The organism is Mogibacterium kristiansenii (assembly GCF_029224645.1).
Taxonomy (GTDB): domain Bacteria; phylum Bacillota; class Clostridia; order Peptostreptococcales; family Anaerovoracaceae; genus Mogibacterium_A; species Mogibacterium_A kristiansenii.
This window is the reverse complement of the sequence record NZ_JAQXUZ010000004.1, coordinates 145,187-167,760: the sequence shown is the minus strand read 5'-3', so window position 1 is coordinate 167,760 and position 22,574 is coordinate 145,187. Positions and strand designations below refer to the sequence as shown.

The following is a 22,574-nucleotide window of genomic DNA, read 5'->3' as shown; positions in this document are numbered from 1 at the left end:
TGAAAAGAGCGACCTCGCAAAGAAGCCGCTCTATATTGGTATTAACTGTTGATTATCTAAGTGTTTTCTTTCTTCGGTAAGTTACAGGTTGTCTTAAGGTAGGGGTGTGGGGAAGGACGTACGAAAGTACTCCTGCTGCCGCATTCCTTGCCTCGATTATGCTGTTTTAACGCTCCCTTTCACGCTCCCTTCTGGCACGGTACTTTGCGTAATGCTCCATTGCCTTTACCACATAATCCTCCCTCTGGGATATGGGAAGATTCTTTGGAAAAAGTTCTTTGACTCTGTCAGCTTTCAGGATGAACCTGTCCTTCTGATTCGGCTTTTCCTCGCCCATCATGTGGTAAATAAGGTCCTGTGTCAGGATTCCCTTATCTGACAGAGCTCTCAGTTCTCTTGCCTGAGCATGACTTGGAGTGCTGTCCTCGTAGTGTATTGCAGCCACCAGGCTTTCCTGCATGTCTCTTGGAAGATATGAGATTTCAACAGCAGGCCTCAGAGCAATCTTTCCCTCATCCACCATTTCAAGGAGCTGTGGGATAAGGTAGGTGAGGCGGATATATCTCTTTATCTGAGAAGCACTTTCGCTCGTTTCAAGTGCAAGAAGTTGACTTGTTTTCAACCTGGGTTCCAGTGGGTCCCCGGTTAAATCCGTTCTTGCTCCAGCCTGACGTTTCATTGCATCGTACCGCATCTTATATGAGAATGCCTTTTCACTTGGAAGTATGGTGGTTCTCTGAAGGTTGCTGTCCACCATAAAGATTGTAGCCGCATCCTTATCAAGCTCAACTACCTCGCACCTGAGGGTATCAAGTCCTGCAAGCTCGCAGGCTCTTTTCCTTCTGTGCCCCGATAGCAGCTCGTATCTTCCATCTTCTTTTCTTCTTACTGTAGCAGGAGTAAGTACTCTGAACTCCTTTATGCTGTCCACAAGTGTCTTCATATCCTCGTCCTCCTTTACCTTAAACGGATGCTTCGGGAAAGGGTCTATCTCATCAAGGGATATCTCATAGATCCTTTTGAGCTTTGCATCTTCTCGCTCCTCCTGCGTGGAAAACAGGTCATCTGCAGAGGGAAGATGAAAGTCCAGCTCGTTCTTTTTCGCCATTTTGAATCACTTCCTTCGTCAGAGCCTCATAGGCTTTGCATGCTGCATTGTTTCTGTCGTAGGCGTATATGCTTACGCCTGCAGCACTTGCTTCCGCTGCCTTTACGGCAACCGGCACCCGGGTTTTGTAGATCTTCATGATGTGGCCGTACTGCCTTCTTAAGGTCTCTGCAATACTTCTTGCAAGGTTTGTACGGTTATCCACAAGAGTAAGGATGGCACCGTCGATGGTAAGGGCAGGGTTAAGAGTTCTCTTTACCTTCCCTATGGTGCCTATGAGCTGGGTCATGCCCTTTGCGGGAAGATACTGTGCCTGAACAGGGATGATTACCTTGTCTGCCGCAGCAAGGGCGTTGATTGTTATCATGCCTAGAGACGGCATGCAGTCGATTATGACATAGTCATATCGCTCCTTAAGCTTTGCTTCCTTGATATAGTTCTTGAGTGTCACCTCACGGCTCATGGCGTTTACAAGCTGTATCTCCATGGATGAAAGCTCAAGATTTGATGGGATAAGGTCAACTCCTTCCTTATGGGTTATGATCCCTTCTGATGGAGTGACAGGCTTATCCTTCAGCACCTTCATCATGAGGTCAGAAAGCGTCACTTCAAGCTCATCCGGATTCTTTATCCCCAGTGACACCGTAAGGTCCCCCTGGGGGTCGCAGTCTATGAGAAGGAGTTTCTTTCCCTCTCCTGCAAGACCGACCCCAAGGTTTAAGGCTGTTGTGGTCTTCGCTACGCCTCCCTTCTGATTGCATATTGCTATGACATTACATTTCTTCATGGCAATCCTCCTCGCAAAGGAAGGCATAATCATCACTTTCGTCTGCCAGCTTTTCAAAGAGCACATCAAGGAAATACTCACAGAAGTCTTCGTCGTACTCCAGATACTCCGTAAGACCTTCTAAAAACCTTCCAGTATCTTCATCTCCTCTTACTTTTAAGATATCTGCGAGAAACTCAATTGCTTCTGAAAAGTGTTCGTGGCCATGCATGCACTTTGCAATGCGCATTGTGTGCATGAAAATGCACTCATCGAACTTTTTCTTTGTTTTGCCGGCGATTGCCCCGGCAACAGACTCGGCATATGCAACAAGCTCGTTAAGCACGCCTTCCTCTTCCTCTGTCCAGTACTCCGGCTCATCGGGCTCTTCTGCATCAACCTCTGTGATGATGATTCTGATTACTAATTCCTTTTCGCTTTTTCTTTCTCTCATTTCTGTTCCTTTCCGCCGTATCGGCCTGCAATAAAAAAGCCGCACTCCCTATTGAATGCGGCATGTAAAGGATATATAGATATATGAATCATGCAATGAGCCTTGCGAGGATCTCATCGACAGGATCTGTATATCTGTTTTCTGCTATGAGGGTGTTTCTAAGCTCGTTAAGGGCAAATACCAGAACTCTGACCTCATCATGTGTCAGCTTAAGCTTCATTTGATATCTCATGACTCTTTCCTCCAATCTTTTCTGTTATTGTCTGCTTCAGTTTAATGTGTGGGAATGAATGCAGCAAATGTGCGAATTCGGATATGAAAAAAGACAGCCGAAGCTGCCTTGGGGTTCATATGACTGATAGATTAAACGATAAATTTCGCTCTATTCATCTAGCAGATGATTTAGAATTTGCTCACGATTATTCAAGAACATTGAAGTGATTTGATAACTATCCGTATCCTCATACTGGCACGGATGTATCACACCTTTATCAAAGGTTAGTATCTCAGAATCCGGAAGACCAAGTATGATAGGCGAATGAGTTACAATAAAAAACTGTGCGCCTTGTTTTCTGCAACGGTCAATTTCAAACAACAATGTAAGCTGTCTCTGTGGTGATAGTGCAGCTTCAGGCTCGTCTAAGAAATACAGTCCGTTTCCATTAAAGTTATTTTGAACCATTGCTAGGAAGCTCTCACCGTGAGACTGCTCATGATAGTGCATAGGAACGCCGCCAGGGCCTTTCGAATATTCATCCTCTGTAGTTGCTACATTATAAAAGCTTTCAGCTCTAAGAAAATAACCCCATTTCGCTCGTATTTGTCTGGACAGGCGAATTGCATCACACAGCTTCGAGTGTGAGTCATAGGTTGAGAAAGAATAGTTCTTTGTGCCACCCTCTGGGTTAAACCCTTCTGCAATGGCCATCGCCTCCAGCAACGTCGATTTCCCGCTGCCATTCTCGCCAACAAAGAACGTAACTTGTTTATTAAAGGAAATCTTACTAACATTGTGAATTGCTTCAATCTCACTAAGGTAACTTCCTTGTTCGACTTTATTCCAATCTATGAAAACATCTTTAATGAACATGACTTTATACCGTATATATAACTTCCAGGTTCTATTCTAAAGTGACAGCAACAGCTCATATTACAAATGGTCGTTATTCTTATTCTTTCTGTACACTAACCAGCTAACGAGAAAGCTGTTTGTAAACAGATATGCAACAAGACCTTTATCTATAGCATTCTTTTCTTTCTCTGTTTTATACTTGCGTGATTTCATAATGAAGTACACTATCACCCCAATTATTATTACTAACAATACGATTGAGATAATAGATTGTTTCATTTCCATTCACCGCCTTTTCAAATTCAAACTTACTTCAGCTTCATTATACATTCCGGCACTGACCCCGTAAACGCAAACAATTATGCATCACCTGCAAAAGGGCAGACTCCCCCCCTGGTATAGAAAATACCTGATTTTCGAGTCCCGCGGGCAACAAAAAATGTGAATTTGCAGTTTCTGAATCCACCCAAAAACGGGCTTCTCCCAACCGATTCCCATTTTAAAGTTCCTTTGTATACCTTTGTATGCGTCTGTACGACGTGAATCTATATAAAAAAGGAAACCCGCAAACCCTTGCAATTGCTGGAACCCTTGCAATTATAAGAAAAAAGAGACCTTGTTCAGGTCTCTTCGTTTTGGCGGAGGACATGGGACTCGAACCCACGGGGCTGTTACACCTTACTTGATTTCCAATCAAGCTCCTTAGCCGCTCGGTCAATCCTCCAAAAGTATTTAGTCATTTCTGACGCTCACTTATATTACCATAGGAATAAGGTTAATGCAAGTATTTTTTGTATTTTTTTCGAATTATTCGGAATTAAGCGTGGAAGCCGGTCCGTAATGGCACCGGCTTCCTGCAAATTCCACAAATTCACTCGCCTTTCATAATATATCAGAACAGTTCAAAGATGGACACCTGTGCCGTATCCGGCACGCCCCGGAACATGCCTACCGCTTTCAAGTCGTCGATATTGCTCTGAGAGAGTTTAGTCTGCTGCCGCACATCGTCCAGAGAGGTGAACGGCGTTCCGTCGTAGGCATCCGCCAGGGACTCCGCCGCCGCTTTGCCCAGTCCGCTGATGGCCATATACGGAACCACCACGTCCCCACCTTCCACGATGAAGTCACACGGTTGGGAAACGCCCAGCTCCGGCATCCGGAACCGAAGTCCCCGAGAGAACATCTCGTACATCACTTCGTAGACGGTGAGATGATCTTTCTGCTTGGTGGTCATCTGGTTCCCCAGCTGCTCCAGGTTCTTCATCTCTCGCTCCACCGCCTGAATTCCGTCTCGGGCTGCCAGAACATCGAAATCATCGATTTTGGAAGAGAGCCATGCGGCATAGAATTCCGCCGGATAGTACACCTTGAACCAGGCCATTCGGATGGACATGAGCACGTAGGCCACCGCATGGGCCCGAGGGAACATGTACTTCAGAGTTTCGCAGGACCAAATATACCAGTCCGGAACCCCATGGCTCTTCATGGTTTCCAGCTCCTCTTCCGTCAGCGGCTTGTTCTTACGAACGTGTTCCATGATCCAGAACGCTTCCTCATTCGGGATTCCCTTCAGAATCAGGTAGTTCATAATATCGTCACGGCAGGAAATCAGCTCATCGATGGTGGCTTTTCCGTCTCGAAGGAGTTCCTGACCGTTATTGGTCCACACGTCGGTTCCGTGAGAGAAACCGGAAATCTTTACCAGCGCGGAGATGGTAGTCGGCTGAATGTCGTCTAGCATCTGCCGTGTGAAGTTAGTTCCGAACTCCGGAATGGCATAGGTTCCGTGAACGAATTTGTAGTCCGGATTCTGGATGTTCAAGGCCTCTGTGGAGGTGAACAGGCTGATGACCTTCTTATCCGCAACGTCGATGGTCATCGGATCCACACCGGTCATATTCTGAAGATGACGAATCATCTGCGGCACATCGTGGCCCAGAATATCCAGCTTCAGCAAGTTCTTATCGATTTTGTGATAATCGAAATGGGTGGTAATGATATCCACCGGTTTGTTGGCCGGACGCTGCACCGGGCAGAACTCATAGATTTCATGATCGTCCGGCACGACAATGATTCCGCCCGGATGCTGCCCGGTGGTTCTTTTTACCCCTGTACAGCCCTTGGTGAGATAATCGATGTCGTATTTGCTCAGCTTCTTCGGCGACTCATCGGCATAATGCTTTACGTAGCCGTAGGCGGTTTTATCCGCAACGGTGGCTACCGTACCCGCCTTGAAAATATTCTTCTCTCCGAAAATCACGCCAACGTATTTGTGGGCTGTAGCCTGATATTCGCCGGCGAAGTTCAAATCGATATCCGGTTCCTTATTACCGCTGAATCCCAAGAATGTCGCGAATGGAATACGGAAGCCGTTCTTCTCGTACGGGGTGCCGCATTTCGGACACACCTTGTCCGGCATATCGAATCCGCAGTCGTACTTTGCTTCATCTTCCTCCGCAAGCCATTCCAGGTTCTTGCACTTCGGACAGATATAATGCGGCTCCAAAGGGTTTACCTCGGTAATCCCCGCCATGGTAGCGGCGAAAGAAGATCCTACGGATCCTCGGCTGCCCACCAGGTAGCCGTCATCGTTGGATTTTTTTACCAGACGCATGGCTGCTACGTACATCACGGCATAACCGTTATTGATGATGGCGTTCAGCTCCGTGTCCAGCCGGGTTTGAATCACTTCCGGAATCGGATCGCCGTACATTGCCTTTGCATTCTCGTAACAGGTATCCCGCAGGAATTCCTCCGCGCCTTCAATCTTCGGCGGACACTTATCCGGCGGCACCGGCTCGAACACCTCGCACATATCCGCAATCCGGTTGGTATTGGTGATAACCACCTCTTCCGCCCGGTCTCCCAGGTAGGAAAATTCCGCCAGCATCTCGTCCGTAGTGCGCAGGTACAGGCTGTTGGCGTTGGTCTCGCTAAAGCCCATGCTGGACATGATGATGTTCCGATATATCGCCGACTCCTTCGTCGGGTAGTGGGAGTCTGTAGTGGCGACGGTCATCTTCCCCAGCTCGTCCGCCAGAGACAGAATCAGCAAGTTATTGTCCGCCAGCTCCTTCCGGGATGCCACCATCCCTTTGTCAATCATGAACTGGTTGTTGTCCAACGGCTGAATCTCCAGATAATCGTAGAAATCCGCAATCTGAAGCAGCTCCTCCCGGGAAGCCCCCCGGTTGATCGCCTGATACAGCTCTCCGGCCTCGCAGGCACTGCCCACGATAATGCCTTCTCTGTGCTGCTGCAGTACGGAACGGGGAAGTCTCGGTTTCTTGTAAAAATAATCTACGTGGGAATAAGAGACCATTTTATACAGATTCCGAAGTCCCGTCAGATTCTTGGCCAGCAGAATGATATGGTATGTCCGGTTTTTTTTGATATCGATGGTTCCATCCGGAAGCATGGCATCCTCATCGGGATACAAATATCCTTCCATGCCGTAAATGATTTTGATATCCTTTCCTTTGCCCCGAAGTTTTGCCGCTCGATTAGCCGCATCCGGGAAGGCCTGCACCACGCCGTGATCCGTAATCGCCACCGCCTTCTGACCCCAGGCCGCCGCCTGATCCACCAGTTCCGCGATTTCGTTGAAGCCGTCGTTGTCGCTCATCTTCGTGTGCACGTGAAGCTCCACCCGCTTTTCCCCCGGGTGCTCATCTTTGCGCTCCGGTTTTGACGACTGGTTGATGGAACGGGCCATGATGCCCACTTCGTTTTCAAAAGTATCGAATTCCACATTTCCGGAAATCTTCAGCCAGTCTCCCAGTGATACGTTTTCCTCCAGCAGTTCAAAATCCTCGGTCTTCATAAAGGCCTTGCAGCAGGTGGCCCGCTCCTTATCGGTGATTTCCATGGTCACCAGAAGTTTGCCGTTCTTTATGGCACGGGAATCCAGGCTGAACAGCTCTCCGCGAATGACCACCTGACCCCGCTCCCCCACCTTGCCGTAGATTTCCTCGATGGGAATGGGGTCTCCGGAGATATAGGTCCCGTACAGAACCCCGCCGGAAACGTTGGGCTTCTTGCTGCCTTTGCTTTTATCCGACGCCTTCTTCACTGCCGGTGCTTCGGAAGCTTGATAGGCGTACCGGAACCGCACGTCCTTCGCCTGTCCCACCTTCTTCAGAATCCGATCCCGCATGCGCTTCTCGTGAATACGAGGTATCACAAAATTGAGTTTGACACCGACTACCAGCGTCAAACTCTCTTTTTCCAGATATACCCTGGGTATTTCAATATTAATATCCTGTTCTTTCATCCCGGAAATGCGTTCCAGCTCTTCCGTTGTCAGAATATCTTGGGGTATTTTGATCATCCACTACTCTTCTTTCTCTATCATTTCAATGAGACGGTCTACCAGTTGGTTTTCCGGAACCTTTCCGATAATCTCCCCGTGGGAGAAGAGCAAGCCCTCGCCCTTTCCACCGGCAATACCGTAATCCGCTTCCCGGGATTCTCCCGGACCGTTCACCACGCAACCCATTACTGCGACCTTTAACGGTCTCAGGCCTTTCTCCTGACGTCTTTTCGCAACCGGAATCAAACGGTTCTCCGTTTCCTCTGCCAAGGAGATCAAATCCACTTCCGTTCGGCCGCAAGTCGGGCAGGAAACGATTTCAATACTCTTTTCCCGAAGCCCTACCGCTTCCAGAATGCGCTGTCCGAATAGAACTTCCTGAACCGGGTCATCCGTAAGGGACACCCGCAGGGTATCTCCAATCCCGCTGAGGAGCAGTCCGCCGATTCCGATGGCGGATTTCAGCTTTCCGTTGGACGGAGTTCCCGACTCGGTGATGCCGATGTGCATCGGTACGTCCGTTTCCTTGGCGGCCAGAGTATAGGCCGCATAAGTCATGGGAACGTTGGAGGATTTGATGGAAAGCACCAGATTATCGAAATCCAGATTTTCCATGTAGCGAACCGTATTCAGCGCGCTCTTCGCCAGCGCTTCCGCCGTTACGCCGCCATATTCCGCCAGAATTTCTTTTTCCAGGGAACCGGAGTTGACGCCGACCCGAATCGGGATGTGCCGCGCTTTGGCCGCCTGAACCACCTTCTGTACGTACTCCGCTTTTCCGATATTGCCCGGATTGATGCGCACCTTGTCCGCACCGGCTTCAATTGCACCGATGGCCAATCGATAGTCGAAATGGATATCCGCCACCAATGGCACTTCCGTCTTCTTCCGCACCTGTGCAAAAGACTCACAAGCCTCCATATCCGGAATCGCCACTCGCACGATATCGCAGCCCGCTTCTTCCAGTTCCTGAATCTGACGCAGCAGCGCCTTCTCATCCCGGGTATCTACATTTGTCATGGATTGAATGGAAACCGGCGCCCCTCCGCCGATTTGAATTCTTCCGCACTGTACGCTTCTTGTCATACCATCCTCCTATCCGAACAACCGCATAATATCGTTCCAGGTAATAAACACAGCAAAAGTAATCAGCAGGAACATGCCCGCCAAATGCACTTTCCCCTCCATATCGTCGGAAATCATATTTCCCGTAATCTTTCGAATCATCACAAAGATAATTCTTCCGCCGTCCAGCGCCGGGAAAGGCAGCAGATTAACATAGGCCAGATTCAGGCAAATCAGGGCTGCCAGATACAGATACGGCACCGCGCCCGCCGTGGCCGTCTGATTCACCAGTGAAACCATTCCCACCGGACCCGCCAGGTCGTTTCGGGACATCTGCCCGGTAAAGAGCATCTTCAAGCTCTTCAGCATCAGTTTGTTCAAGTTCCAGGTTGCCGCCGCGCCATATCGTCCGCAGGTAAAAATATTATGGCTTTGTCTGCAGGCAATGCCCACCATCATTCGTTTCTCTTTCTTGGAGTATTCCGGCTGAACGGTGCAATCCTGTTTCTTGCCATCCCGGTCCACCGTAATCCGAATTTCTTTCCCGGACTTGTCTCGGTCGATTTCCTGTACCACTTCCATCCAACCGGATGTTTTGACCTTATTCACTGCCACAACACGGTCGCCCGCCCGAAGACCGGCTGCCTCTGCCGGTGAATTCTTCACCACAGAATCCAGCGTATTGGTGGGAATGCCGGATACGGTTACCGCAATAATCATCACCAGCAGTGCGGTGATGACGTTCATCACGGCGCCTGCCAGGAGCACGGCAATCTTCTGCCACACCTTCTTGTTGTTAAAGGCTCTCGGGTTTCCGCTTTCCTCGTTCTCCCCTTCCATGGCGCAATATCCGCCGATGGGCAGGAGCCGTACGGAATACAAGGTCTCCCCCTTCTGTTTCTGGAAGAGAAGGGGACCCATTCCCATGGAGAACTCGTTCACTTGAACGCCTACCAATTTCGCTACCACAAAATGTCCCAGCTCATGGGGAATAATCATAATGCAGAAAAGTATGATTGTTAGAATTGCTGTCAGCAATAAAGTACCCTCGTTTCTTAACTCATTTATTTCCGTTCTTCACTCTCCGGTGAAGGTTTCGGAAGAGAACTACCCTTGTGCCAGTTCCCTTGCCATTCGCCGGGCTTCCCAATCGATCTCCAGAATTTCCGATACGCTCTTCGGATCCACCGGATTGTGGGCCTCCAGCACCTTCTCAATGGTGCGCTGAATATCCAGGAAACGAATTTCCTTGTTCAGGAACATGGCCACCAATTCCTCATTGGCGCCGTTTAATGCAATCGGGTAACTTCTTCCGTCTTCAATGGCCTGATACGCCAAGCTCAGACAGCGGAACACATCCATCCGAGGCTTCTCGAAATGAAGGTTGGCGCCCTCCGTGAAGAAGTCCAAGCTGTCCCCGGAATACTCCAGCCGCTTCGGGTATCCCAAAGCCAAACTGATCGGAATCCGCATATCCGGAAGTCCCATCTGAGCAATCACCGAAGTATCCGCAAATTCCACCATGGAATGAACGATACTCTCCGGGTGCACGTGCACATCGATTTTGGACGCCGGCACATCGAAGAGCCAGCGAGCCTCGATGACTTCCAGCCCCTTGTTCATCATGGTGGCGGAATCGATGGTAATCTTCCGGCCCATGGTCCACTTTGGATGATTCAGCGCCTGATCCAAAGTCACATCTTCCAGCTCTTCCGGAGAGTACTTCCGGAACGGTCCCCCGGATGCGGTCAGAAGAATTCGCCGAATTTCCCGTCCCTTGTTTCCTTCCAGGCATTGGAAAATGGCGCTGTGCTCGCTGTCTACCGGCAGGAGCTTCACGCCCTTTCTCGCCACGGCATCCATCACCAGAGCGCCTCCGGCCACCAGGGTTTCCTTGTTGGCCAACGCAATATCCTTCCCAAGCCGGATTCCGTGATAGGTCGGTGCCAAACCGCTGATTCCCATCAGGGAATTCACAATCATGTCTCCCTCGACTTCCGTCAGCTGAACCAAACCCTCGTCGCCATGGTACACGGTAAGATTCGGGAATCGTTCCTGCACTCGACGAGCATCCGCTTCGTTTCCCACGCAGATCCCAAGCGGCCGATATTTCTCGATCTGCTGAATCAGTTCATCCACCCGGCTTCTGCAGCTCAAAGCGGTAACGGTAAACAAATCCGGATTCTCATCCACAATGTCCAAGGTCTGCGTACCGATGGAGCCGGTGCTTCCCAGAATAATTATTTTCTTCATCCGATTAACCTTCTATCCTCTTCTTCTCTGTTCCGTTTATACCAGAACAAACAGAATGTAGTAGCACACTGCCGGTGCCACGAAAATCACACTGTCAAAACGGTCCATAATGCCGCCGTGACCCGGAATCAAATGTCCGTAATCCTTAATTCCCATTCCACGCTTGAACATGGATGCGGTCAGGTCGCCCGCTTCGGCCACCATTCCGCCCAGCACGCCGATAATCATGCAGTGCACCATCATGGTTGGGTAAAAGAAGTATCCGAAGATTCCGCAAAGAACCGCACTTCCCACAACTCCGCCGACAGCACCTTCGATGGTCTTCTTCGGGCTGAGGTTCGGTGCCATCTTGTGTTTTCCCAGGAAATATCCGGTGAAGTAGGCCATGATATCCGAACCGAAGGCCGCGATAACCACCAGCCAGGTCATCTTTGGATATGGGGTGTTGTCTATGATGACAATGTGGTAGGAGAACAGCACAATGTACACCAGCGCCGTCAGCGTGGCAACTGCATCGTACGGCTTTCTTTCCGTAATTTTCCATCCGTAGATCATGCTGACCATCATGGAAAGAATTACCCATGCCATCAGGAAGGTGTGGTTCACGCCCAGGAACAGGTGTCCAGCATACAGAATGGTAATCATAACGTACGCAATCGGCTTGGATGGGTGAACTCCCATGTTTTCAAAACCGTTATAGAACTCCGTTACGCCAACGTAGGCAATCAGTGCCGCTGCCGCCAGCAGCGGAATACCGCCGAAATAGATAATCAATAGCAATGGAACCATTACGATTCCGGAAATAATTCTTGTCTTCATTACTTGTCGTCCTTGTCCCTTCCTCCGAATCTTCTTTTGCGATGGGAAAATTGTTCACAGAGGTTCCCAAATTCCTCCGCCGTGAAATCCGGCCACAGGGTATCGGTGAACATCAACTCGCTGTACGCCGATTGCCATACCAGAAAATTGGACGTCCGCTCCTCGCCGCTGGTCCGAATAATCAAATCCGGATCCGGAATATCATCATGGACTCTTCCGGTATAGAGATGCGCACTGATGTCCTCCTCCGTAATTTCCGTCCGGCCCGGTTCCGCCAGCAGCTCGTTCACTGCTTTTACAATCTCTGCCCGGCCGCCGTAATTTACCGCGATGTTGAATACCAGACCTGTATTATCCTTGGTGGCATCCAGCAATTTATCGATTGCGGCCACAGAATCTGCCGGAAGCTCCCGGTATTCGCCGATGATGTTGATCCGCACGTTGTTCTCCACCAGCTCCTTCAGTTCCAGCTGCACGTACTTCACGATGAGCCGGAAGATGCCGGAGACCTCTTCCACGCTGCGCTTCCAATTCTCCGTGGAGAACGCGTATACCGTCAGATACTTTATTCCCATATTGGAAGCCGCAATTACGATTTTTTTCATGGACTCCATGCCGGCATTGTGTCCCATCAAACGAGGAACCCCTTTCTTCTTTGCCCAGCGTCCGTTTCCGTCCATTATAACACCTACATGTGTAGGAAGTTTGTTCGGTTCTGTCATAATATACCTCTTAATACAAGCAAACGTGGCTAAAGAGCCACGTTATACTCACTCATTATTACACTGCCATCAGTTCTTCGTTCTTCTTGGCAATGATTTCGTCAACTTTCTTGATTGCCTTGTCGATGGTCTTCTGAACATCGTCCAGAGCATTCTTCATCTCGTCTTCGGTGATGTCTCCGGCTTTCTGCTGCTTCTTCAGATCATCGTTCACATCACGGCGTACGTTTCGAATGGCAACCTTCGCATCTTCGCCCATCTTCTTAATCTGCTTTACCAGCTCTTTTCTTCTCTCTTCGGTCAGCTGAGGAATTCCCAAGCGGATGCACTTTCCGTCATTGGATGGGTTGATACCCAGGTTCGCTTCGTTGATTGCATGTTCGATGGTTCCCAGTGTGGATGGGTCGAACGGTGAAATCATTAATGTTCTGGCATCCGGTACGGATACGTTTGCCAGACTCTTCAGTGGAGTCGGAACACCATAATAGTCTACATTTACTCTGTCCAGAAGAGCCGGATTTGCTCTGCCGGCACGGACGGTGTTCAGATTTTCTCTCAGCACGTTTTCAGTTTTTTCAAGCTTTTCTTCCAGGGATTTCTTATGAGACATTTTTCTTCCTCCATTTGTGTCTTCTAATGAATCAGCGTTCCCACATTCTCACCGTTAATGACTTTCATCAGGTTTCCTTCTTCGGCCATCGCAAAAACGTACAGCTGAATGTCGTTGTCCTTACAGAGAGTGGCAGCGGTGAGGTCCATCACTCTCAGTTCTTTCTCTACAATATCCATATAGGTCAGTTCTTCATAACGTTCCGCATCCGGATTCACGTTCGGATCTTCCGAATATACCGCATCGATGCTCTTTGCCAGTAAAATTACTTCCGCATTCATCTCCGCCGCCCGCAGAGCCGCTGTGGTGTCCGTGGAGAAGAATGGGCTTCCCGTTCCGCCTCCAAAGATTACGACTTTGTTGTCGTCCAGATAATCCAGCGCCTTCCGTCTGGAATATCCCTCTGCCATATCGCGAATTTCGATGGCGGTCATCACCTTCGCATCGCATCCAATGGAAAGCAAGGAATCCTGTAGTGCCAGGGCGTTCATTACCGTTGCCAGCATACCCATATAATCTGCGGTTGCACGGTCGATATTCTTTCCGGTACGACCCCGGAAGAAGTTTCCGCCACCCACGACGATGGCAATCTGCACCCCTTGATCGTGAATTTCCTTAACCTGCGCAGCCGTCTTTGCGGTCATCTCCGGATTCACACCGAATTTATCCTCTCCGGCCAATGCTTCTCCACTGAGCTTAATTAAAACTCTCTTGTATTTGGTTGCCATATTTCACCTCTCCTACTTCTGTTGAAATAGTATCATATTACCACATCTTTGTAAATCGCATTCTACCGCTTCGGCTCGATGAGAACGGTTTCCGCAGAATCTACAGCCGCCTTTACCAGAGCGTCTACGTCCAGCGCTTCTTCCGATTTCTCAATATTCTTCAGTTTCGGCTTCGTCACCGGATGCTTCGGCAGGAATACGGTACAGCAATCCTCATACGGCTGAATGGAGATATCGTAGGTTCCGATTTCCTGTGCCTTATCCATGATGTCCACCTTGTCCATGGCGATGAGCGGACGCATTACCGGCATCTTCACTACCGCATCGGTTACCACCAGGGCTTCCGCCGTCTGGCTGGCCACCTGGCCCAGGTCCTCTCCGGTAATCAGCATCATATCGTGCTTCTTGATCGCCATTTGCTCCGCAATTCGCATCATGAAACGACGGACTAAGATGGTGGTTTCATCCTCCGGACAGTTCTTTACGATTTCTTCCTGAATCGGCAGCAAGTTCACCACATACATTTTGATGGATCCCATATATCCCGCCAGCACACTGCACAGGTCTTCTACTTTCTTCTGAGCTCTCTGGCTGGTGTATGGATATGAATGGAAATGAATGGCTTCAATCCGCATTCCTCTCTTTGCCATCATGAATGCCGCAACCGGGCTGTCAATTCCGCCGGACATGAGAATCAGGCCCTTTCCGTTGGTACCCAGCGGCAAACCGCCAAAGCCCTTAATCTTATCCCGATAAATGTATGCTCCTTCGGACCGAACATCCACATAAAGCAGGACTTCCGGTTCATGCACATCCACGTGCAGCACCTTGCAGGTCTTGAGAATCGTCGCGCCCACCTGACGGCCGATTTCCGGAGACTGCACCGGAAACGTCTTGTCCACGCGCTTTGCTTTTACCTTGAAGGATTTAATTCCTTCCTTCTCAATCAATTCCATCATATATGCCGCTGCGGCTTTACCGATGGCATCCATATCCGGTACGCAGCAAGTTGCCGGACTCACGGTGGCCACGCCGAAAACCTTCGATGCCACCCGAACCACTTCTTCCCGAGGCACATCTGCCGGTACTCGAACCAACATCAGACCGCCAATCCAACGGGATTCCACATCGTTGAATACGGAAAGGGCACTGCGTACTCTTTCCAGAAGCACCCGCTCAAAGTACGGGCGGTTCATTCCCTTCAGTGCCACTTCTCCGCACCGAACAATGTATAAATTCTTTTCCATGTCTGTCTCCTATCTGTCTTCTACCGAAAGCTTCCCAGTCTCCGGAATCTCGTTACCGCATTTTTCAGGCGGTCGATGACGAAATCCATTTCTTCCATCGTGTTGAACTCCGAGAAACTGAACCGAATCGCGCATTCAATTTCTTTATGCCCCAAGGACATGGCCTGCAGCACGTGGCTGTCTCCCGTGTGATGGGATGCGCATGCCGAACCGGTAGATACAAAGATGCCGTCCTGCTCCAGCGTATGCAGAAGCACTTCGCCGCGAGTTCCCAGGAAGGAAAAATTAATAACGGACGGGCAACGGGTTCCGTAATGCTGGAGCTCCAATCCCTGTTCTTCGAACCCGTTCAGCTGCACATCCGGAATCTCGTCGATAACCGCTTTCCGAAAGTAATCGTTCACCTGTGCCATCTTCTGTTGTTTTTCGAAGATATTTTCCGTGGCCATCTGAGCCGCCAGTCCAAGCCCGGCGATTCCCGGTGTGTTCTCGGTTCCGGATCGGAATCCGTCTTCCTGTCCGCCGCCTAGAATAAACGGCGGAATGTGAACGCCCTTCCGAATGTAGAGGGCACCCACTCCCTTCGGCCCGTGGAACTTGTGTCCGCTGATGGAAATCAGGTCGAAGGGTGCGTCGTTAAATTCTACTTTTCCAAAGGCTTGTACTCCATCGGTATGGAACAGGATTTCCGTTCCGTGTTCCCGATTAAATTCCTGAACGATACGGTAACACGGAAGCACCGGTTCTATGGTACCCACCTCGTTGTTCACCGCCATCATGGATACCAGCACGGTCTCCTCGTCTAATGCCGCTTTCAGAGCCTGCGGTTCCACGTATCCGTTCACATCGGAGGCGAGATAGACGATTTCATATCCATCCTCCTGAAGACGCTTCATGCATTCCAGCACCGCCGGATGCTCTAGCTGTGTGGTAATCACTTTTTTCCCACGGCGACGCATCTTACGGCAGGAGGAGAAAATCGCCATGTTATCGCTTTCCGTTCCGCCGGATGTAAAAACAATTCGGCCGTCTCTCGGGAATGTCCGGCTCAATGCTTCTCTCGCATCAAAGATATAGTTGCCGGCTTCAAAACCCATGGAATGAAGAGAGGAAGGATTCCCGAATTCCTCTCGCTGAAGCCGAATCATTAAATCCGTTACTTCATCATATTGCCTTGTAGTTGCGCTATTATCCAGATATATCATGTTATTCCTTCTATGTCTTCTTCTATGCTGTCTTTGTCATTGCGACTTGCTTTTGCGGTAAAAAAGCTCCCCGAATCGGGGAGCTTTGATTATTTCGCGTAATCGGTTGCTCTTGTCTCCCTGATAACATTAACCTTGATTTGTCCGGGATATTCAAGTTCGCCTTCAATTTTCTTTGCGATTTCACGAGCAAGCATCGGTACTTCGTCGTCCTTCACCTGGTTCGGTTTTACCGCAATCCGGATTTCTCTGCCGGCCTGAATTGCATAGGACTTGTCTACGCCCTTCGTGGTATTGGCAATCTCCTCCAGACTCTCCAAACGCTTGATGTAGGATTCCAGTGTCTCACGACGAGCTCCCGGCCGAGCTGCGGAAAGCGCATCTGCCGCCGCTACCAGCACCGCTTCCATGGTGGTCGGCTCCGCATCACCGTGATGTGCCTGAACGGCGTTGACCACCTTCCAGGATTCTTTATACTTCTTACAGATGTTCGCACCGATTTCCACGTGCGTTCCTTCCACCTCGTGGTCGATGGATTTGCCGATATCGTGAAGCAGTCCGGCTCTCTTTGCCAGTCTTGGATCGTAACCCAGTTCCGAAGCCATCAGTCCCGCCAGCAGGGAGACTTCGATGGAGTGCTTCAATACATTCTGTCCGTAAGAAGTACGATACTTCAGACGTCCCAGCAGTTTCACCATCTCTGGGTGCAGGTTGTGCACGCCGGTCTCGAAGCAAGCCTGTTCGCCCTCTTCTTTGATGATGTTGTTCACTTCCTTGGTGGCCTTCTGCACCATTTCTTCAATGCGAGCCGGGTGAATACGGCCATCCATAATCAATTTCTCCAGTGCAATCCGAGCGATTTCCCGGCGAATCGGATCGAATCCGGAAAGAATTACCGCTTCCGGTGTATCGTCGATAATCAAATCCACGCCGGTAAGGGTCTCGATGGCACGAATATTTCTTCCTTCTCGGCCGATAATTCGGCCCTTCATATCGTCACTCGGAAGAGGAACCACCGACACGGTAGTCTCCGCCACCTGATCTGCCGCACAGCGCTGAATCGCCATGGTGACGATTTCTCTTGCCCGCTTGTCCGCCTCGTCCTTCGCTTCCGTTTCCACCTGGGTAATCATGGCAGAAGCATCCTTTCGGATATCCTTCTCCACTTCATCCAGCAGAATCTGTTTCGCTTCTTCCTGGGTGTAGCCGGAAATCTTCTCCAGCTCTTCCATCTGCTTTGCCAGATACTCGTCGATTTTCTGATGTTTCTCGTTCATAGAACGCTCTCTCTTCGAAAGACCGTCCTCTCGACGTTCGATGTTCTCCAGCTTCTTCTCAATGTTCTCTTCTCTCTGAAGAATTCTTCTTTCGGATTTCTCTACTTCCTTCCGGCGATCTCGAATCTCGTTTTCCAAATCCGACTTCAGTCTGTGTGTTTCTTCCTTTGCCTCCAAGATTTTCTCTTTCTTGATATTTTCTGCGGCATTTTCCGCATCCAAAATCAAGTTCTGAGCCTTCTGTTCCGCACTTCCGATTTTGCTTTCGCCCACGTTCTTGCGCAGAAGGTAACCAATCAACAGTCCAACAATCAGAAACACAACAGAACTAACCACTCCAACAACGGTAGCATTCACTGTTATGTCCTCCTTTAAATATAAATGTAAAATTTTGTGTATTTCCGTACGAATCAACTGCCTGTTCCAGTCAGCAGAATTTCATAATCATACAAAATAATTATAATCCGAATTGTAAAAATAGTCAATATATACAACTCTATTTAAAGGAACACCCCCATGTATAGTTATCGTTTCCAAAAGAATTTTTTCGCTTAGAATACTTTTATTTGTGAAGCAGTCGTTCGGCGATATTTCGGAAGTTTCCGAATACATAGGATTCTTTTTTCAGAACGGCAGGAATTCCCGCATCGGAAGACACCCGAAAAATATCGTCCTCGAGAATCATTCCCAGCATTTCGCACTTGAACTGCATATTGATTTCCTGGGGTTCCGATTCCAGCCCCTGCTCGGTCAAAGACGGATATATGCGGTTCAGCACGTATCGCCGCTGCAGCACTCGCTTTCGAATCAACCGGTCCTCCAGCATGTCCGCATTCCGGAGAGACGTCTGCTCCGGGGTCACCACAATCAGCGTTTCCTCTGCCGCCGCCGCACAGGTGGTGACGAAATCATCCGCACCCGGTGCCCCATCGATTACGATGCAATCGAAATTCTCCTTTGCATCGTCAATCAAAGCCTGCCATTTCTCCCGGTCCAAACGATCACGGTCTTCCATAAGGCCGCCCGGGAGAAGATACAGGCTGGTCGGTTTTTCCATCCGAACCACCGCCTGCTCCAACATACAGACGCCATCCATCACATCAAACACATGGTAGATTGCTTCATTTTCCGCATCCAGCATGAGATCCAATGTGCGCATCCCCGGATTCATATCCACCAGCAGTGTGTTTCTCCCCATCATGCCCAGGGTTGCGGCCAGATTCACGGCAAAAACGGATTTGCCGGTCCCTCCTCTTCCCGATGCAATATAGAATACCTGATTCATCGCTTTACTCCATATAACCTTCATTTCTGAGACTGATGTATCGGCCGTCACCGATAATCAGATGATCTAACAGACGAATTCCCACCAACTTGGAAACTTCCATAATGCGTTTCGTGGATTGAATATCATCCTGACTGGGGGTGGGATCCCCGCTGGGGTGATTATGGGCCAAAATAATTCCCGCGGCCCCTTTTCGAATGGCCGGGCGAAAGACTTCTCTCGGATGCACCACCGTGGATGTCAGTTCTCCGATGGAAACGGTGATTCGTGACTCGATTTCGCATTTCGCATTCAACAGCAAGGCCACCAAATGCTCTTGCTTCAACTCTCGCATATCCTCCATCAGAAGGTTGGCCACGGATTCCGGATTCTTCATGGAAATCCTTGACTCATCCGATTCCCTTGCCAGCAAGCGTCGCGCCAACTCCAGGCTGGCCACGATGGAGCAAGCTTTGGTGGATCCGATTCCGTCGATTTCCGTCAGCTCCTGTACATCCGCTTCTCGCAAGCTGCCCAGTTCCTTAGCGGAATAGGCCAGTACATCTTCCGCCAGCTGAACCGCGGACTTGTTGGAATTGCCGGTCCGGATGATCAATGCCAGCAGTTCCGATGTGCTGAGGCTTTCCGCTCCGGCATACATTAGCTTCTCCTTGGGACGCTCCTCCTGAGGAATATCCTTAATTCGCATATGCTCCTCCTTATGTTCGAAGCACATCCGGGTATTTCTGTCTTTCTGTTTCACTTCATTTCTACGTGAGAAATATTATAGCAAAAGAAGTTCCGGTCATCAATCCTCCGGAACTTCTCGTTAAGCGCAAAATTAAACGGTTTTCTGCGTTTTTAAACTCTTCATTTTTCTAGATATAGTTTCTCTGAAGAATGGTGATATTCTGCAGAGCCAGCACCACCAGCGTAACACCACCCACGCTGAGCAGCATATTGACAATTCCGCTGTCGAATTTTACATGGTTGATAATTGCCAGGGTAATCATAAAGAACTGTAATAATACGCAGAACCTTGCACGGCTGGCATACATGTTAGCATAATCCTTCTCCCGGCCGCTGAGGAAAATTTCCACGGTGGTCATATACTTCACGATATGCATGGAACCCACAATGGCCTGCGCACCGATCATCAGCATGATGGCATACAGAATCTGTGTTTCCTTTGCACCGAAGAGATGTGCAATCGGTGCATAGAACATCATGAGAATGTCAAACACGAAAGTGAGATATACAAAGAAGCGGCATTTCTGCAGTGCTCCCAGACCTTCCCGATTCAGCTGTCTGTTTTTTCTCGCATTGTTGTTTCTGTTTTTCTTGAACTTCTTGCTACTCATTTTTCCCCTCTGCCATCTTCATGATTTCATCCAAGACCTGATTGATTGTCATATCGGATGTATCCAACAGTACCGCATCCTCCGCCTGCTGCAGCGGATTCAGTTTCCGATGGGTGTCCTGATAATCCCGTTCTTTAATATCTTCAAAAATGAAGTCCAGGTCCGCCTCTTTCCCGCTTTCCAGAAGCTGATCGTATCTTCTCTTCGCTCGAACCATCGGATCCGCTGTCAGAAAAATCTTCACCTCCGCATTCGGAAGCACATTGGTGCCGATATCCCTTCCGTCCATCACCACGCTCTTTCCTTCCGCGATTTCCCGCTGCAGCGCAACCAGCTTGCTGCGAACCTCCGGCAGCTTGGAGCAGACAGATGCCGCTTTGGAGATTTCCGGTGTACGAATTTCTCCGCTGATATCCTCGCCGTTCAGAAAAATCTTTCCGTTATCGAAATCAATGACCGTGCGTTCCAGAACATCCTGCACCTCCGCAGAATCTTCTGTGTTCACTTTGTTTTTCGCAAACATCCAGCCGATGGCACGATACATGGCGCCGGTATCGATGTATTCCATGTTCATCTTCTCTGCCACCATCTTGGCAATCGTACTCTTCCCGGCACCTCCCGGTCCGTCTATTGCAATCCGTATCATTTTTTTATTCCCTCTCTATACCTAACTGAATTCTACCTGTCAATCCGCTATTTCTCTTCGTTCCGCTCTTCCGGGCGAACCCGATCTTTCTCCTGAAGGCGATTCACCTCCTGAACAAAGGTGTTCACGTCCGTGAATTTGTGGTACACCGACGCGAAACGTACGTAAGCTACCTGATCCAGGTTCCGAAGTTCATCCATAATCAGCGCCCCGATCATCTTGCTCTCGATTTCCTTTTCCATGGTGTTGTTCAGAGCGCGCTCGATTCGTTCCGCAATCTTTTCCACATCCTCATAGGTAATCTTTGTCTTCTCACACGCCTTCAGAAGTCCGTTAATCAGCTTATTCCGATCAAAACTCTCCCGTCGGCCGTCGTTTTTCACCACCACCAACAGGGAATTTTCAATCTTCTCAAAGGTGGTAAACCGCTTCTTGCACTTCTCGCACTCCCGGCGCCGGCGAATGGCCAGCCCGTCCTCTACCGGTCTGGAATCGATTACCTTCGTATCCGAATTGTTGCAATATGGGCACTTCATAATGCTACCTCCACATTGATTCTGCTATTCTGCCTTGCTCAATTTCATTACCTGCTTCATGATTTTCTCATAAAGCAAACCTTCATACATGTTGTTCTGCTGCGCATACTCCTTCAGGGAAGTTCCGCTCTGTTCTTCGAAGGAATCCTCGGTCATGCCGTTCTGCTTCAAAAGTTCCTGAAGGTATTCATTGTATTCCTCGTCCGTCACGGCGACATCCAATTCCTTGGCCAGCTGCCGCATTACCAGCTGCTGCTTCACGGAATTCTTTGCATACGCATCCACCTGCTTATTGAAGGACTTCTCATCCATTTTCATGTACTGTTTCAGGAAATCTTCGTACTCCAGATTGTACTGCTTCGCCAAATTCTTGTAGGTCTCCTTCATGGATTCCTTTGACGCATCCAGTTCCTTTTCCGGATACTTCTTCACTTCGCTGTCCTTCAGAATCTTCGCAAAAACTTTCGAATACGCATCCTTCTCCGCGGTCGCTTCGTTCTCCTTCTCCAGTTTCGTGCGAATCGACTTTTCGTATTCCGCCGTATTCTTGTATTTCGTATTTTTCTCTACAAAAGCATCGTTGTATTCCGGCGTGTTCGTCTTCACGATGGCCTTCACCTTGATGGTAAATACCACATTCTTTCCCGCCACGTCCTTATTGGAATAATCCTTCGGGAACTTCAGTTTCAGGTCGAACTTATCGCCCACCTTATGACCCACAATTCCTTCACTGAAACCGTCAATCATGCTGTCGTTGGCGATGTCCAAGGTGTACTCTTCGGCAGATCCGCCGTCAAATTTCTTTCCGTTAATCTTACCGGTAAAATCAATTTTCACCTTACTCTCGCTGCCGACCGTGCCGCTTTTCACGTCCTTCGTGGTACTGGCTTTCTTGATTGCCTTCTTCACTTCCGACTGCACATCACTGTCAGATACCTTCTTCACCTTCTTCGTGTATCGGATGCCCTTGTAGTTTCCAAGAGTGACGTATTCCGTTAAATCGTCATATTTGTAGGTGTCCGGTACGGTAATCCGATCCTTCTGGAAGAAGTACCAGAAGCCCAAAATCAATAGGGCCGCCAGAACCACAACACCGGTTATAATTTTCTTCTTCTTGCTGAGCATATAT

Annotated in this window: 22 protein-coding genes and 1 tRNA gene; all 23 read right to left on the bottom strand. The window is 49.3% G+C overall.

The window, feature by feature from the left end:
- Positions 1-166 precede the first annotated feature (166 nt).
- The gene (locus PUE40_RS02135) at positions 167-1,108 is read right to left on the bottom strand and encodes a ParB/RepB/Spo0J family partition protein (protein WP_277671749.1); all 942 of its coding nucleotides are present in this window, start codon (positions 1,106-1,108) and stop codon (positions 167-169) included.
- Positions 1,062-1,895, bottom strand: coding sequence for a ParA family protein (locus PUE40_RS02130; protein WP_277671748.1), 834 nt, complete (start codon positions 1,893-1,895; stop codon positions 1,062-1,064). Before PUE40_RS02130 ends, PUE40_RS02135 begins: the two co-directional genes overlap by 47 nt.
- A complete protein-coding gene (locus PUE40_RS02125; protein ID WP_277671747.1) occupies positions 1,882-2,328 on the bottom strand; it encodes a hypothetical protein in 447 nt (148 codons plus the stop codon). Before PUE40_RS02125 ends, PUE40_RS02130 begins: the two co-directional genes overlap by 14 nt.
- Positions 2,329-2,416: 88 nt before the next feature.
- A complete protein-coding gene (locus PUE40_RS02120; RefSeq protein WP_268890072.1) occupies positions 2,417-2,548 on the bottom strand; it encodes a hypothetical protein in 132 nt (43 codons plus the stop codon).
- Positions 2,549-2,710: 162 nt separating this feature from the next.
- The gene (locus tag PUE40_RS02115) at positions 2,711-3,418 is read right to left on the bottom strand and encodes an AAA family ATPase (protein WP_277671746.1); all 708 of its coding nucleotides are present in this window, start codon (positions 3,416-3,418) and stop codon (positions 2,711-2,713) included.
- Positions 3,419-4,036: 618 nt separating this feature from the next.
- A tRNA-Ser gene (locus tag PUE40_RS02110) sits at positions 4,037-4,124 on the bottom strand.
- Positions 4,125-4,292: 168 nt separating this feature from the next.
- Positions 4,293-7,730 carry a PolC-type DNA polymerase III gene (locus PUE40_RS02105; RefSeq protein ID WP_277671745.1) on the bottom strand — a complete coding sequence of 1,146 codons (3,438 nt, stop codon included), beginning with the start codon at positions 7,728-7,730 and terminating at the stop codon, positions 4,293-4,295.
- A 3-nt stretch (positions 7,731-7,733) separates the two neighbouring features.
- Positions 7,734-8,798, bottom strand: coding sequence for a flavodoxin-dependent (E)-4-hydroxy-3-methylbut-2-enyl-diphosphate synthase (gene ispG, locus PUE40_RS02100; protein WP_277671744.1), 1,065 nt, complete (start codon positions 8,796-8,798; stop codon positions 7,734-7,736).
- Positions 8,799-8,807: 9 nt separating this feature from the next.
- Positions 8,808-9,815: an RIP metalloprotease RseP gene (gene rseP, locus PUE40_RS02095; RefSeq protein ID WP_277671743.1), complete on the bottom strand. Its 1,008-nt coding sequence runs from the start codon at positions 9,813-9,815 to the stop codon at positions 8,808-8,810.
- A 69-nt stretch (positions 9,816-9,884) separates the two neighbouring features.
- On the bottom strand, positions 9,885-11,030 hold the full coding sequence (locus PUE40_RS02090) for a 1-deoxy-D-xylulose-5-phosphate reductoisomerase (RefSeq protein WP_154553501.1): 1,146 nt from the start codon (positions 11,028-11,030) through the stop codon (positions 9,885-9,887).
- Between the two features lie 36 nt (positions 11,031-11,066).
- On the bottom strand, positions 11,067-11,849 hold the full coding sequence (locus PUE40_RS02085) for a phosphatidate cytidylyltransferase (protein WP_154553500.1): 783 nt from the start codon (positions 11,847-11,849) through the stop codon (positions 11,067-11,069).
- A complete protein-coding gene (locus tag PUE40_RS02080) occupies positions 11,849-12,571 on the bottom strand; it encodes an isoprenyl transferase (RefSeq protein ID WP_277671742.1) in 723 nt (240 codons plus the stop codon). Before PUE40_RS02080 ends, PUE40_RS02085 begins: the two co-directional genes overlap by 1 nt.
- Positions 12,572-12,629: 58 nt before the next feature.
- The gene (gene frr, locus PUE40_RS02075) at positions 12,630-13,181 is read right to left on the bottom strand and encodes a ribosome recycling factor (protein WP_154553498.1); all 552 of its coding nucleotides are present in this window, start codon (positions 13,179-13,181) and stop codon (positions 12,630-12,632) included.
- A gap of 23 nt (positions 13,182-13,204) precedes the next feature.
- The gene (pyrH, locus tag PUE40_RS02070) at positions 13,205-13,909 is read right to left on the bottom strand and encodes a UMP kinase (RefSeq protein WP_154553497.1); all 705 of its coding nucleotides are present in this window, start codon (positions 13,907-13,909) and stop codon (positions 13,205-13,207) included.
- Positions 13,910-13,971: 62 nt separating this feature from the next.
- Positions 13,972-15,156: a tRNA uracil 4-sulfurtransferase ThiI gene (thiI, locus tag PUE40_RS02065; protein WP_154553496.1), complete on the bottom strand. Its 1,185-nt coding sequence runs from the start codon at positions 15,154-15,156 to the stop codon at positions 13,972-13,974.
- Between the two features lie 20 nt (positions 15,157-15,176).
- The gene (locus PUE40_RS02060) at positions 15,177-16,361 is read right to left on the bottom strand and encodes a cysteine desulfurase family protein (protein ID WP_277671741.1); all 1,185 of its coding nucleotides are present in this window, start codon (positions 16,359-16,361) and stop codon (positions 15,177-15,179) included.
- Positions 16,362-16,450: 89 nt separating this feature from the next.
- A complete protein-coding gene (gene rny / locus PUE40_RS02055; protein ID WP_277671740.1) occupies positions 16,451-17,995 on the bottom strand; it encodes a ribonuclease Y in 1,545 nt (514 codons plus the stop codon).
- 205 nt (positions 17,996-18,200) lie between these two features.
- Entirely contained in the window at positions 18,201-18,923 is a 723-nt protein-coding gene (locus PUE40_RS02050; RefSeq protein ID WP_206157246.1) for an AAA family ATPase, read from the bottom strand.
- A 4-nt stretch (positions 18,924-18,927) separates the two neighbouring features.
- Complete coding sequence (gene radC / locus PUE40_RS02045) at positions 18,928-19,611, bottom strand: RadC family protein (protein WP_277671739.1); 684 nt, start codon at positions 19,609-19,611, stop codon at positions 18,928-18,930.
- Between the two features lie 169 nt (positions 19,612-19,780).
- Positions 19,781-20,263, bottom strand: a complete 483-nt coding sequence (locus tag PUE40_RS02040; RefSeq protein ID WP_154553491.1) for a hypothetical protein — start codon at positions 20,261-20,263, stop codon at positions 19,781-19,783.
- Complete coding sequence (gene cmk, locus PUE40_RS02035) at positions 20,256-20,909, bottom strand: (d)CMP kinase (RefSeq protein ID WP_154553490.1); 654 nt, start codon at positions 20,907-20,909, stop codon at positions 20,256-20,258. The genes PUE40_RS02040 and cmk overlap by 8 nt, the downstream gene beginning before the upstream one ends.
- A gap of 47 nt (positions 20,910-20,956) precedes the next feature.
- Complete coding sequence (nrdR, locus tag PUE40_RS02030; protein WP_154553489.1) at positions 20,957-21,445, bottom strand: transcriptional regulator NrdR; 489 nt, start codon at positions 21,443-21,445, stop codon at positions 20,957-20,959.
- Positions 21,446-21,469: 24 nt separating this feature from the next.
- Positions 21,470-22,570, bottom strand: a complete 1,101-nt coding sequence (gene tig, locus PUE40_RS02025) for a trigger factor (protein WP_277671738.1) — start codon at positions 22,568-22,570, stop codon at positions 21,470-21,472.
- Between the last annotated feature and the right edge of the window lie 4 nt (positions 22,571-22,574).

Bases quoted from the DNA above. Each gene is read 5' to 3' on its own strand.
- cmk (WP_154553490.1), bottom strand. From the start codon at position 20,909: ATGATACGGATTGCAATAGACGGACCGGGAGGTGCCGGGAAGAGTACG.
- PUE40_RS02040 (WP_154553491.1), bottom strand. From the start codon at position 20,263: ATGAGTAGCAAGAAGTTCAAGAAAAACAGAAACAACAATGCGAGAAAA.
- PUE40_RS02120 (WP_268890072.1), bottom strand. From the start codon at position 2,548: ATGAAGCTTAAGCTGACACATGATGAGGTCAGAGTTCTGGTATTTGCC.
- frr (WP_154553498.1), bottom strand. From the start codon at position 13,181: ATGTCTCATAAGAAATCCCTGGAAGAAAAGCTTGAAAAAACTGAAAAC.
- thiI (WP_154553496.1), bottom strand. From the start codon at position 15,156: ATGGAAAAGAATTTATACATTGTTCGGTGCGGAGAAGTGGCACTGAAG.
- pyrH (WP_154553497.1), bottom strand. From the start codon at position 13,909: ATGGCAACCAAATACAAGAGAGTTTTAATTAAGCTCAGTGGAGAAGCA.
- PUE40_RS02130 (WP_277671748.1), bottom strand. From the start codon at position 1,895: ATGAAGAAATGTAATGTCATAGCAATATGCAATCAGAAGGGAGGCGTA.
- nrdR (WP_154553489.1), bottom strand. From the start codon at position 21,445: ATGAAGTGCCCATATTGCAACAATTCGGATACGAAGGTAATCGATTCC.
- radC (WP_277671739.1), bottom strand. From the start codon at position 19,611: ATGCGAATTAAGGATATTCCTCAGGAGGAGCGTCCCAAGGAGAAGCTA.
- PUE40_RS02050 (WP_206157246.1), bottom strand. From the start codon at position 18,923: ATGAATCAGGTATTCTATATTGCATCGGGAAGAGGAGGGACCGGCAAA.
- PUE40_RS02105 (WP_277671745.1), bottom strand. From the start codon at position 7,730: ATGATCAAAATACCCCAAGATATTCTGACAACGGAAGAGCTGGAACGC.
- tig (WP_277671738.1), bottom strand. From the start codon at position 22,570: ATGCTCAGCAAGAAGAAGAAAATTATAACCGGTGTTGTGGTTCTGGCG.
- PUE40_RS02085 (WP_154553500.1), bottom strand. From the start codon at position 11,849: ATGAAGACAAGAATTATTTCCGGAATCGTAATGGTTCCATTGCTATTG.
- PUE40_RS02060 (WP_277671741.1), bottom strand. From the start codon at position 16,361: ATGATATATCTGGATAATAGCGCAACTACAAGGCAATATGATGAAGTA.
- PUE40_RS02125 (WP_277671747.1), bottom strand. From the start codon at position 2,328: ATGAGAGAAAGAAAAAGCGAAAAGGAATTAGTAATCAGAATCATCATC.
- PUE40_RS02115 (WP_277671746.1), bottom strand. From the start codon at position 3,418: ATGTTCATTAAAGATGTTTTCATAGATTGGAATAAAGTCGAACAAGGA.
- PUE40_RS02135 (WP_277671749.1), bottom strand. From the start codon at position 1,108: ATGGCGAAAAAGAACGAGCTGGACTTTCATCTTCCCTCTGCAGATGAC.
- ispG (WP_277671744.1), bottom strand. From the start codon at position 8,798: ATGACAAGAAGCGTACAGTGCGGAAGAATTCAAATCGGCGGAGGGGCG.
- PUE40_RS02080 (WP_277671742.1), bottom strand. From the start codon at position 12,571: ATGACAGAACCGAACAAACTTCCTACACATGTAGGTGTTATAATGGAC.
- PUE40_RS02090 (WP_154553501.1), bottom strand. From the start codon at position 11,030: ATGAAGAAAATAATTATTCTGGGAAGCACCGGCTCCATCGGTACGCAG.